Annotated in this window: 10 protein-coding genes; all 10 read left to right on the top strand. The window is 41.6% G+C overall.

Annotated features, from left to right (window positions below; all coding sequences use genetic code 11):
- Positions 1 to 138 precede the first annotated feature (138 nt).
- The gene (locus AACR77_RS16830; RefSeq protein WP_081999258.1) at positions 139 to 1,566 is read left to right on the top strand and encodes a glycosyltransferase family 39 protein; all 1,428 of its coding nucleotides are present in this window, start codon (positions 139 to 141) and stop codon (positions 1,564 to 1,566) included.
- A gap of 60 nt (positions 1,567 to 1,626) precedes the next feature.
- Positions 1,627 to 2,448, top strand: coding sequence for a glycosyltransferase (locus AACR77_RS16825; RefSeq protein WP_042877765.1), 822 nt, complete (start codon positions 1,627 to 1,629; stop codon positions 2,446 to 2,448).
- Complete coding sequence (locus AACR77_RS16820) at positions 2,448 to 3,398, top strand: UDP-glucose 4-epimerase family protein (RefSeq protein WP_081999257.1); 951 nt, start codon at positions 2,448 to 2,450, stop codon at positions 3,396 to 3,398. The genes AACR77_RS16825 and AACR77_RS16820 overlap by 1 nt, the downstream gene beginning before the upstream one ends.
- A gap of 153 nt (positions 3,399 to 3,551) precedes the next feature.
- On the top strand, positions 3,552 to 4,433 hold the full coding sequence (locus AACR77_RS16815) for an MraY family glycosyltransferase (protein ID WP_231563057.1): 882 nt from the start codon (positions 3,552 to 3,554) through the stop codon (positions 4,431 to 4,433).
- Positions 4,430 to 6,415 carry a polysaccharide biosynthesis protein gene (locus AACR77_RS16810; protein WP_042877761.1) on the top strand — a complete coding sequence of 662 codons (1,986 nt, stop codon included), beginning with the start codon at positions 4,430 to 4,432 and terminating at the stop codon, positions 6,413 to 6,415. Before AACR77_RS16815 ends, AACR77_RS16810 begins: the two co-directional genes overlap by 4 nt.
- 626 nt (positions 6,416 to 7,041) lie before the next feature.
- Positions 7,042 to 8,058, top strand: coding sequence for a sugar transferase (locus tag AACR77_RS16805; RefSeq protein ID WP_042877760.1), 1,017 nt, complete (start codon positions 7,042 to 7,044; stop codon positions 8,056 to 8,058).
- A 48-nt stretch (positions 8,059 to 8,106) separates the two neighbouring features.
- Positions 8,107 to 8,727 (top strand): acetyltransferase, encoded by a 621-nt coding sequence (locus AACR77_RS16800; protein WP_052224718.1) that lies wholly within the window; start codon positions 8,107 to 8,109, stop codon positions 8,725 to 8,727.
- Positions 8,727 to 9,767: an N-acetylneuraminate synthase gene (gene neuB, locus AACR77_RS16795; RefSeq protein ID WP_042877757.1), complete on the top strand. Its 1,041-nt coding sequence runs from the start codon at positions 8,727 to 8,729 to the stop codon at positions 9,765 to 9,767. The genes AACR77_RS16800 and neuB overlap by 1 nt, the downstream gene beginning before the upstream one ends.
- A gap of 4 nt (positions 9,768 to 9,771) precedes the next feature.
- The gene (locus AACR77_RS16790; protein ID WP_042877756.1) at positions 9,772 to 11,043 is read left to right on the top strand and encodes a cytidylyltransferase domain-containing protein; all 1,272 of its coding nucleotides are present in this window, start codon (positions 9,772 to 9,774) and stop codon (positions 11,041 to 11,043) included.
- Positions 11,043 to 12,200, top strand: a complete 1,158-nt coding sequence (gene neuC, locus AACR77_RS16785) for a UDP-N-acetylglucosamine 2-epimerase (protein WP_042877754.1) — start codon at positions 11,043 to 11,045, stop codon at positions 12,198 to 12,200. Before AACR77_RS16790 ends, neuC begins: the two co-directional genes overlap by 1 nt.
- The last annotated feature ends 21 nt before the right edge of the window (positions 12,201 to 12,221 follow it).

Raw genomic sequence — 12,221 nt, 5'->3', positions numbered from 1 at the left:
TTTTAAAGACCTCGCTTTATCACTTGGCTCCAGGTGTACAATAAATGAATTCATTCAATAGGATAACAAACTTATTCTTGAGCTATCTTGAGTAATAAAGCAAAGAAAATTGATAACTCAAATTGGATAAAGTAAATAATGAAACGTTGTTCAAGTTTTGAGAAGGTAATTGAGCTTTCCTTTTATTTTATAATAGCATTCTGTGCGATCTGGAAAATAATTCCGACCATTAATGAGAGAGGTTTCTGGTCTGACGAATTGTTTACTGCGGCCGTAGTCCGTTACCATCCTATTTTAGATAGTCAATTTGAAAGAAAAACAGTCATGCAGATTAAAATGAATGATAGTTTTTTGACTGTCAAAGCAGGAGAGCAGCACCCACCTATGTATGACCTTTCCTTAAAGGGATGGGCGTCTTTATTTGGTGATAGTGAGCTCTCCCTACGTGGTTTTAATATTTTCCTCATTGCACTCACGTCTATTACCATATTTGTGTCTTGCTGGCGGCGTAAAAATTATCCGCTCGGAACTTTGATTTCCATAACTACATTAGTTGTGCTGTGGCACCCTGTGACCCAGAGTTATGCCACACAAGCTAGAAGTTATACATTTTTCTTGATGTTATCTTTATTATGTCTTTTAGCTTTCAATAAGATAAAAGAAGCTGGTCATAATGAGTCTATGTGGCGCATTACTTTTTATACTCTTGCTACTATCTCATTTTTGACACATTACTATATGGCTGTTTTTATTGGTGCTGTATATATCTTTATTGCTTATAGCGATCTCAAGCAAAGGCGCTATGTACTTCCCCTAATACCAGTTCCATTTGTTTTTAGTTGGATATTCCTATCATATCACAGCCTGCTTTTTACCGCGAGTGGCGGAGTCGCGTGGTCCCAAATATCATATCTACAAGCACTGCAATCAATGTTGCATATAATGTATGGTTACTTTGGTGTAAGCTCTATATTGGTCGCTTTGTCATCTGTGTATTTTATTTGTAAACGAAAAACCTCTGAAACTCAAGTTTCTATATGTATTGCTGTTTCAATATGTGTGTTAGCTTTTGTTTGTAAAAAATCAGGAATACTCCATCCTAGACACTTCATATTCATTATTCCTTGGTGTGTCTATCTTATGCTTAACTTAACATTATCGTTGTCTAAAAACAGGTTTTTTATTTTGGCGATAGCGTCAATAATCGTGTTTATTTCTCCCGCAGCAGGAACTCAAGCGAGCGTGTATGCTGACGAACAATATAAAGAGGCAGCAAAATTTATATCGGAAAAATATAGTGGTAAAGATTATAAAATATATGCGACCTGGAGCCCCAACGAAGCATATTATCGATACTATCTTGAAAACTATGCATCGGGGCATGTCAGTGTCGATATGCTCTCTAGTATCAGTGACGTAGATAAAACATGCTCTTATATCAATAAAAACAATGTTGTTTTATATGCTCACCATTCACATGATGACGTAATAAATGCTTTTGAATCTTGTTTGTCTACATTTACTAGAACAAATTTTGATGGTGTGGTTGTGATCGCCAAGCCATAAAAGTTATCTAGCTATATGGTGATTTTATGAGAGTTATACGTATTCCTTAGAGGATATGATGTGATAAAACTTGACGTTTCAATTAGCATCGTAACTTACAATGCTAATATGTCGATGTTATCCCTGACGCTGAATAAGCTTAAAGGTGCAGTTGATTTTATTTCTGATAATGACGTTGAAATAAATACCGTGTTGACGCTCATTGACCATTCTCCCTTCCCGGATTCTATGGTTCAATCTGACAGTGTATTTCAGTGTTTTGGCTGTGGCAGCAAGCTAATTAATGACCCACTGAATCCTGGTTTCGGAGCTGGCCATAACCGAGCTTTACTAAGTGATACTAAGTATCATCTGATCCTAAATCCCGATCTGGAAGTTGCACCAGATGCTCTCAAAAACGCACTAGAGTTTATGGAGAGACATCCGGAGTGCGGATTATTGACGCCTTTCGCGACATGGGCTGATGGTGAGGTACAACGGCTTTGCAAAGGTTATCCAACAGTCTTTGATCTATTGTTGCGTGGTTTTGCTCCTGCTTTTGTGAAAAGGTTATTTCAGACGCGCTTGGCGAAATATGAGATGGCAGATCAGCTCAACAATCATGATGTGCTGTGGGACCCACCCATTGTCAGTGGTTGTTTTATGCTGTTTCGCACAGATGTATTGCAGCAGCTCGAAGGGTTTGACCCTCGCTTTTTTCTCTATTTTGAAGATTTTGACATCAGTTTACGTGCAGGGAGGGTCAGCCGGATTGCCTATGTCCCTCAGGTGAAGGTTGTTCATCATGGTGGTCATGCATCGCGCAAAGGTTGGCGGCATATCTGGATGTTTGGGCGCTCTATGGTGACTTTCTTCAATATTCACGGTTGGCGTTGGTGGTAATGTCAGATATCAAAAGTACAGTCTTGGTAACAGGCGCCAACGGATTTGTTGGCAAGGCGGTCTGTGAACACCTGCTGAGTCTGGGTGTGAATGTGAAAGGTGCGGTGCGAAGTCACCCGCTTGCTTCGTATCACATCAACGCTCCCTCTTTGACAGCAGATGCAAACTGGACAACCCAATTACAACAGGTGGATGTTGTCATTCACTGTGCCGCCAGGGTGCATGTGATGTCTGATAAGGAAGCCGATCCTCTAACAGCGTTTCGAGCGGTAAACACAATTGGCACATTAAATCTCGCAAACCAGGCCGCAGATGCTGGTGTTAAGTGCTTCATATTTATTAGCTCGATTAAAGTAAATGGTGAGCAGACTGAGCCCGGTAAGCCGTTTGATGAACATGTCCAGAATCCACCACAAGACCCTTATGGCCGCTCAAAATATGATGCAGAGCAAGGGCTGATGGCACTTGCTAAGAAGTGTGGTATGGCTGTCACCATTATCCGGCCTCCTCTTATTTATGGTAAGGGTGTGAAGGCTAATTTTGCCAGCATGTTAAAGATGGTGCATACCGGTTTTCCACTCCCCTTTGCCCGCTTGAAAAATGCACGGAGTTTATTGGCATTACCCAATTTATGCGATTTCATTGCTCGTGCGATAGATCATCCTGCTACCGTGAATCAGATTTTTTTGGTCGCAGATCCAGTTCCTGTTTCGACATCTGAAATGCTGATAGCTATTGCTGATGCTGAAGGTGTCCCTTCTCGACTGTTTTATATTCCATCAATTCTAGTAAGAGGGATTGGCCGTTGCTTTGGGATTGATGCCAAATTGCAGCGGATTTATGGCTCTCTAGAAATGGATACGGGCAAGGCTCAGAGGCAGCTACAATGGTCGGCTCCTTATACGTTTTCTCAGGCTTTATCCCTGATGGCATCTTCCAAAAATGAGTAGTTTGTGATGCTGACATTTCCGTTACTTCTAGTTTTATGTTTGTTTTTCTCCACTATCATGACAGGCTTACTTAAGCGCTACGGTCAGAGCCGTCTTCTTGACAAACCCAATCATCGCAGCTCACATCATATACCTACGCCGAGAGGTGGAGGGATGGCGATTGTCGTTACATTTCTGTTGGCTTCTCCTTTTCTCGTCGTGAGCCAGGTGTCGGATTTGTATGGGGTATCATATGGAAGCTTGCTATTGATATGGATTGCAGCACTGGGCATCGCACTAGTTGGTTTTATCGATGATCACCTGTCTCTTGAGCCAAAAACTCGTTTAATTGTCCAGAGTCTTTCTGCTGCATTGGTTGTAGTAGCTGTTGATGGATTGCCAGAGCTGACTTTCTTTGGGTGGCAGCTAAATCTTGCCTGGTTTGGTTATGCGCTGGCATGGTTAGGTGTGATCTGGTTTATCAATCTTTACAACTTCATGGATGGCATCGATGGCCTAGCTGCCGGTGAGGCCGTGACTGTCTGTATCGTCATGGCGTTACTGCATTACCTTTTTGGAGGTGAGTGGCCGTTTGCGAGTTTGACCCTGTTGCTGGGGGCTTCTGTTGCGGGCTTTTTGTGCTGGAATTTTCCACCGGCCAAGATCTTCATGGGAGATGGGGGCAGTGGCTTCCTTGGTATGATGCTCGCATCCCTGATGTTGCTTGATGCAAGTTTCACCCCCCAATTCCTGTGGGCGTGGCTTGTCATGCTCGGCGTCTTTGTCGTTGATGCTACCTGGACTTTACTGAATCGCTATCGTCTCAAATGTCACTTGAGTGATGCTCATCGAACTCATGCCTACCAATATCTTGCAAGGCACTGGAAAAGTCATCGCAATGTGACACTGATGGTGCTCTTGATAAATGTCCTATGGCTTGCACCTATTGCTGCCATGATTGTAGGGGGGGCGCTCGATGGCGTGTTGGGTCTGATTATTGCCTACTTACCGCTAACTTATCTCGCATTTTACCTAAAGGCTGGAGTACCTGAATGAGCACAGATTTTTTGCCGGGGGGTAGCTGGTTACTTACCTGCCTTGGTTCCTTGTCACGAGCCAGCAAGCGAGCAATATCTGTCGCAGTAGATACGTTATTGATTACCATGGCATATTGGGGGGCATATTGGATCAGGCTTGAACATAGCTGGCCAATCGCAAGCCCCCGTCATTGGGCCCTTTTGTGTGCGATTATTGTCCTAAGCATTAGTGTCTTTGTTCGGCTGGGTTTGTATCGTGCAATCTTGCGATATGTTAGCTTTCGAGTGCTCTGGACAATCTCATTAGGTGCATTTGTTTCAACGAGCTTTTTTGTTATCTCTGCGTTTTACTTCGATATCTTCCTGCCCAGAACCGTATCGGTCATCTATCTCTCATTTTTGGTGTTGATGGTCGGTGGTGTGCGGTTGTTCTTTCGGGCACTGTTGAATACTACTCGTTTGGCGCGTACACAGGTTCTGATCTACGGTGCGGGTTCCTCGGGGCGGCAGTTGCAAGTGGCTTTGTTGCAAGGCAATGAGTTTTACCCAGTTGCCTTTGTGGATGATGATCCAGCCAAACAAGGGTGCGTTATTCAGGGATGTACCGTGTACAACAGTGCTCAGCTCCCCACCCTGATTGATCACCATGGGGTGAAGAAGATCCTGTTAGCCATGCCAAGCAGCACCAGGGCTCGTCGTCAGGAAGTGATCAATGCACTAGAGCCACTATCTTGTGAAGTGCTGTCTATCCCGGGTATGGCCGATCTGGTCAATGGCTCTGCCCGTATTGATCAGCTTAATGAAGTCTCCATCGACGATCTGTTGGGTAGAGACCCGGTAGAGCCGGTGACGACATTGATGGAAGCCAACATCACAGGCAAAGCGGTCATGGTGACGGGGGCTGGGGGCTCTATTGGATCGGAGCTCTGTCGCCAGATCTTGCGGTGCCGGCCATCCACCTTGGTTCTGTTCGAACTGTCTGAATACGCCCTCTATGTCTTGCACAAAAACCTGCGTGAACAGTGCGAACGTGAGGGAATTGAAACAGAGCTGGCTCCGTTACTGGGCTCGGTGCAGCGTCAGCACCGCCTCAAGACGGTGATGCAGAGCTTTCGGATCCAGACTATCTACCATACTGCCGCTTACAAGCATGTGCCCTTGGTCGAGTTCAATATCATAGAAGGGGTGCGCAATAATGTATTTGGCACTCTTTATGCTGCTCAAGCAGCCATTGAAGCGGAAGTTGAAACCTTTGTACTGATATCCACTGACAAAGCGGTACGCCCAACCAACACCATGGGGGCCAGCAAGCGCTTGGCCGAGCTCATCCTGCAAGCCTTGACCCGTGAAAAGCACAAAACCCGTTTTTGTATGGTGCGCTTTGGTAATGTGCTCGGATCTTCAGGCTCAGTGGTGCCATTGTTCAGACAACAGATAGACAAAGGTGGGCCTATTACTCTGACTCATCCTGATATCATTCGCTACTTCATGACAATACCGGAGGCTGCCCAGTTGGTTATCCAGGCGGGCGCGATGGGGGAGGGGGGCGATGTTTTTGTGCTCGATATGGGGCAGCCAGTCCGGATTATGGAGCTTGCAAAACGTATGATCCGTCTTAGCGGCCTGACGCTTCGCGATGAACTTCGGCCCGATGGCGACATTGCTATTGAGGTGACGGGGTTGCGGCCAGGTGAAAAACTCTATGAAGAATTGTTGATTGGGGATGATGCTAGAGGTACAGAACATCCCAGGATCATGGTGGCGCAAGAATGCTGGCTCCCCTGGTCAAGGCTGCGTCCCTTGCTGGCCTCGCTGGATGACGCCTGTCACCACTTTGATCAACAGAAAGTACGCGACATTCTGATGCACGCCCCTGCTGCGTTCGAACCAACAGACGGTATCTGTGACCTGGTGTGGCTTGCTAAACAACGTGATCTGCCAACAGACAATGTGGTTCCACTTCCTACACACAACATCGATTTTTATATTGAAAATCAATGATTTTCTATTATTACGCGCCTCATCAGACATCTTTTCAATTTAATGTCTGGTTGTTTTTTGAGCGATCAAAAACTGATTAGACCAGATTGACTACCCTTTTGAGCAAAGCATAGGTAAAATCGCCCCGCCGATTCAAAATTAATCTTGTATCTTCTTGCGCTTAATAGGCTCAACATGATCATGGTTATAACCATAAAGTAAGCATAACGAGCGTCTCGCTGTCTTGTTTGCAAAGGTGTGCAGGATCAGAACGGTCATAAATCTTTGGCAAACTAAACAATATATCGACTGCGAGCGTACTGGGAGCTGTAACTCAGGGGCGGTAGCTTACTTTATTCAATGCTCTACGTCATCATTTAATGACAATATTGTTTTTATAGCCGACTAGTCTGGTACTTGAGCAGTAGATTGTCAGAGCCGCTTTAGATTAGGCACATGTTTGACACATATATTTGAATGAAGGCACAAAAAATGTGTTTTTGCAATACATTATTATCATTCAGATACTTAGATCACGTGCAATAACGAAATAACTGCTCATGAGGTTGCATGAGGTTGCATGGAAGGCATACACAATAATTAAAATATTTGCCTTTCGGAATATTAAAATTAAAGAGTAAAGGGAAATGGATAATAAAATCAACAGCAGTGCTGCATTATGGAACGCAGCGAATGAAAAATTGACAGAGAAGATTCATTCACAAGATATTGGTCATCTCATACGTGAGCTGAAGCGAGTTCACATGAAAAGTGATGAGCTTTATGTGTATTGTAGTGATAGTGACAAGGCTCTTATTGAGCGAGTGCTAGCCGATTATCCGTTCACGTTGCATTTCAATGTGACGGACATGTCCCAGCTAAAAGGCAAAACCCTTGTGCATTACAAGAGTGGTGACCTTCCCGATGAACTGGCCGCAATGCTGGTGTTGGCCACCAAGTATGGCGCCTACGTTGAACCGCTGGTCAGTTATCTGGACCGTCGCTTCGGCCGCACTGAAGTGGAGTTGCTGCACAGCGGCTACTTCCTGCACATGAAATCTTTCTCCATCCTCTCCCGTCCATCCAATCGCATTGTCAAGCGTGCGCTGGATCTGGTCTCTGCCATTGCGCTCAGTCTGGTTGCCATTCCCATTGGCTTGCTTGCTGCGCTGGCCATCAAATTGGAATCACCTGGTCCCATCTTTTATCGTCAAGCCCGGGTTGGCCTGTTCAACCAGGAATTCGACGTAATCAAGTTCCGCTCTATGCGAAACGATGCCGAAAAAAATGGTGCTCAATGGGCAAGCAAGAACGACGCCCGAGTCACTCGTGTTGGCCGTTTCATTCGCAAGACCCGTATTGATGAACTACCGCAATTGATCAACGTCTTTAAAGGGGAAATGTCTCTGGTTGGCCCAAGACCCGAGCGGGAAGTATTTATCAAAGAGCTGGAAGCCGTTATTCCGTACTATCGCTTCCGTCATGCGGTCAAGCCCGGCATTACCGGCCTAGCCCAGGTCAGCTACCCTTACGGGGCATCTATTGAAGATGCCGTGTGGAAGCATAAATACGATATCTTCTATATCAAGCATCAAAGCCTGATGTTGGATATCAAGATCTTGCTGCTGACAGTCAAGACTGTGCTGTTTGGGATGGGGCGATAGCCTTCTAGCCATAGAGTTGAAATTCAAACAAAAAATGTTGAATGTTATATGGAAAAATTGATTGTTATTGGTGCTGGTGGCTTTGCTAAATCGATAATTGATAGCGTCGATTATAGTCAGTTCGAGTTGGTTGGTTTCATTGATACTTTTAAAAATGGAACACATCAAGGATATCCAATTATCGCCAATGATCTCGAGCATGTTGATAACCCACATCAATATGTATACTTTATTGGTGTTGGGGAACCACAAATAAGATATTCATTCTTATGCTTGTTACGTAACAAAGGTCTACGGCTAATTAATGTTATAGATCCAACAGCTATGATTTCGCAACATGTTTCTCTAGGTTGTGGAATTTACATAGGTAAAATGTGCATTGTTAATCGAGATTCGAAGCTACAAGATGGCGTTGTTGTCAATACGAGATCTCTCATTGAACATGGCAATCACATTGGTTGCTGCTCCAATATTTCAACAAATGTAGTCTTGAATGGAGATGTATGTGTAGGCGAGCAGACTTTTGTTGGTAGTTGTACAGTTGTTAATGGGCAAATATCGATTGGTTCACATAGTATAATTGGTTCAGGCTCTGTTGTTATTCGAAATATTAAAGATAAAGTTGTTGTCGCTGGTTCACCAACCCGCTTATTGAGAGAAATCATTTAATGAACGAAATCTATATTGTTGCCGAAATTGGCTGTAATCATAATGGTAATTTTGATTTGGCCAAAAAAATGGTTGATGAAGCTAAAAATGCAGGTGTCAATGCAGTAAAATTTCAGACATTCAAAGCTGATCAATTGATCTCAAAGTTTGCACCTAAAGCAGAATATCAAATCAAGGTTACAGGTAATAGCGAGTCTCAACTTGAAATGACTCGTAAGTTAGAGTTGCCATATAACGAGTTTATTAAGCTAGAGGAATATGCTTTATCATTAGGCCTGGATGTATTTTCAACACCATTTGATTTTGATTCTATTGATTTTCTTGCCTCAAGAAATCAAAGAATGTGGAAGATCCCATCAGGTGAATTATTAAATCTTCCTTATCTCGAAAAAATTGCTAAATTGCAAATTGCTAATAAAGAGATAATATTGTCTACTGGTATGGCAACTGTAGATGAAATTAAAGTTGCACTTAGTGTATTGGCCAAAAATGGAGTGGCTCCAGAACAGATCACAATATTACATTGTAACACGGAGTATCCAACACCATTTGAAGATGTTAATTTGAATTCTATTGCTGGATTCAAAAAAACCTTCGGTGAATATAAAATTGGTTTTTCAGATCACTCTCCCGGATATTTTGCCGGAATTGCATCGGTTCCTTATGGCATTACATTTATTGAAAAGCACTTTACCCTAGATAAAAACTTTGAAGGGCCAGACCATAAAGCCTCAGTTACTCCAAGCGAGCTGAAATTGCTATGTGAAGGGATTCGTGCTGTTGAGAAAGCTTTGGGTAGTTTTGAGAAATTAGTTACAAATTCAGAAAGAAAAAATAAAATTGTCGCTCGAAAATCAATCGTAGCTAAGTGTGAAATAAAGACGGGTGATATTTTTACTATTGATAATATCACAACAAAAAGACCTGGTAATGGCATTAGTCCTATGTCTTGGTATGACCTTCTAGGTAAAACTGCTGAACGAGACTTTAGCGAAGATGAGTTAATTCAAGATTCAAGATTCATCAATCAAGAGGTGTAATTAATTGACTCTCAATAAAATAGCCATTATTCCTGCGCGTTCTGGCTCTAAGGGATTGCCTAATAAAAACATCTTAATGTTGTTAGATAAACCTTTAATCGCATATACAATAGAAGCCGCGTTAAAATCAGGCATTTTTGCGAGAGTCATTGTATCCACTGACTCTCTGGAATATAAAGCTATTGCCGAACGCTACGGTGCTGAAGTTCATATAAGAAATTCAGAGATTGCATCTGATACAGCCACATCATATATGGTGATAAAGGATGTGCTTACACATTGCTGTGATGTAAATGCTATTGATTACTTTATGCTATTACAACCGACTTCCCCATTTCGAAGTTTTATACATATTAGAGATGCGGTTAATCAGTTTGAGCAATCAAGTGATGCTAATTTTTTAGTGTCGGTAACGGAAAGTAATAAAAGTTCGGATTTAATTAAGCCAATCGATTCTGATTTGACACTAAAAAACTTTGATTTAGATTTTAGCAATTATCGCCGTCAAGATAGTAAGGAGTACACTCCTAACGGAGCTATTTTTATTGGTAAGGTTACTGCGTATTTTAAAAAGAAGCACTTTTTTGGAAAAGACAGCATAGCTTATATAATGAATAAAAGAGACTCGGTAGATATAGATGAACGAGTTGATTTTGATTTGGCAATTGCAATTCAATCGCAAATTAATAAAGCTGAGTCGTTAAATGAACTAGTTAGTCGACGTATAAATGAAAAAAGGCATCAGCTCCATTATTGTTCTCCTATAACATTAATCGGGCATTCTATTTTTGATTACTGGAATGTAAAATCTCTAGGTGGCCGTGAAATCAATAACTTGGGAATTGCGGGCATCAATAGCAAAGATTGCTTTCATTTCTTATTTGATAATATTTCAAATGTCAAAGTTGGTAATGTTGTATTACTTTTTGCTGGTACAAATGATATTGTCCTTGATGAGTGGTCACCCGAGTATACAATCACATGGACAGATAAAATTATTGAGCTGATACATAGTGTTAATTCAGAGGCAAGAATATATTTTCTGTCAATACCACCTGTTCGTGGCAGGATTGAAAGGAATAACTCAATCATCAATGATTTGAATATAACTTTGATGAAGAACAGCGAAAAGTTTAAGTTCGTTACTTGGGTGCCCTTATCAAAGTCTTTTTATGATGAATTTGGCAACCTGTATGATTATTTCACTAACGATGGCTTACATTTTTCCGCATCGGGTTATCAGCAGCTTGAGCAAGACATTTTAGAGGTTCTGTAATGAAAAAAAAAATACTATATGTAACCGGTTCTCGCGCTGAATATGGAATAATGAAGCGATTACTGAAGAGCTTACAAGTAGACCCTGATATCGAGTTATCGATTGTAGCCACAGGAATGCATTGTGATTCTAAATATGGATTGACTTATAAAGTCATCGAGAATGATGGTTTTGTAATTGACAAGTTGATTGATATTGACATAAAAAATGATTGTAATGCTAGTGTATTGAGATCTATGGCTTTATGCCAAATGGCGTTTGGTGATTACTTTCAAAATCATAAATTTGATGCTGTGATGATATTAGGTGATAGATATGAAATTCTATCTGTTGCTATAGCTGCTGCAATGCATAATTTACCAATTATTCATTTACATGGTGGGGAAAAGACATTAGGTAATTATGATGAGTTTATTCGTCATGCTATAACAAAGATGAGTCGGCTTCACTTGGCATCGACTGATGAGTACCGTAATAGAATAATCCAGATGGGGGAGCATCCTGATTCAGTCTTTAATATTGGTGCTCTGGGGGCTGAAAATGCTCTATTAATGGAATTGCCATCAAGACAGATCCTTGAAAAACGTTTTGGTCTGTTTGAAAAACCATACTTTATGGTCGTCTTTCATCCTGAAACGCTGTCTACTGTTTCAGTTACGATACAAGTTGAACATTTGCTTAATGCATTGAATTTGTTTACTGATAAGTATGAGTTTTTCTTCATAGGTTCTAACTCTGATACGGGTTCCTATGAAATAACGAGAAGGATAACATCCTTTTGTGAGAAAAACTCTGCTAGATTTATTACTTCTGTAAAGCCAGAAGAATACTTGGCGTTAATAAAAAATAGTATTGGTTTGCTAGGAAACTCATCTTCCGGACTTATAGAAGTTCCTTCGTTGCATGTTCCTACTATTAATATTGGGGATAGGCAAAAGGGACGTGTACGTGGCACCTCAGTTATTGATTGTGCTTGTACAGTTGATGATATTTCAAAATCAATTCTCATGAGTCAAAATAGTGATTTTCTTAACAAAATCAGACTGGCGAGCAATCCATATTATAAGAAGTCTGTATGTAATACAGCTATGTATTTGATAAAGAATTTTTTATTGAACTCTAGTTCTGGATATAAAGATTTTTATGACTTTACCTGATGGTCTATATTGGTTATTCCT

Source organism: Aeromonas sp. ZOR0002 (assembly GCF_963866995.1).
Classification (GTDB): domain Bacteria; phylum Pseudomonadota; class Gammaproteobacteria; order Enterobacterales; family Aeromonadaceae; genus Aeromonas; species Aeromonas caviae.
Note: the sequence above shows the minus strand (reverse complement) of the source record. Positions and strands in the feature narration are given on the sequence as shown.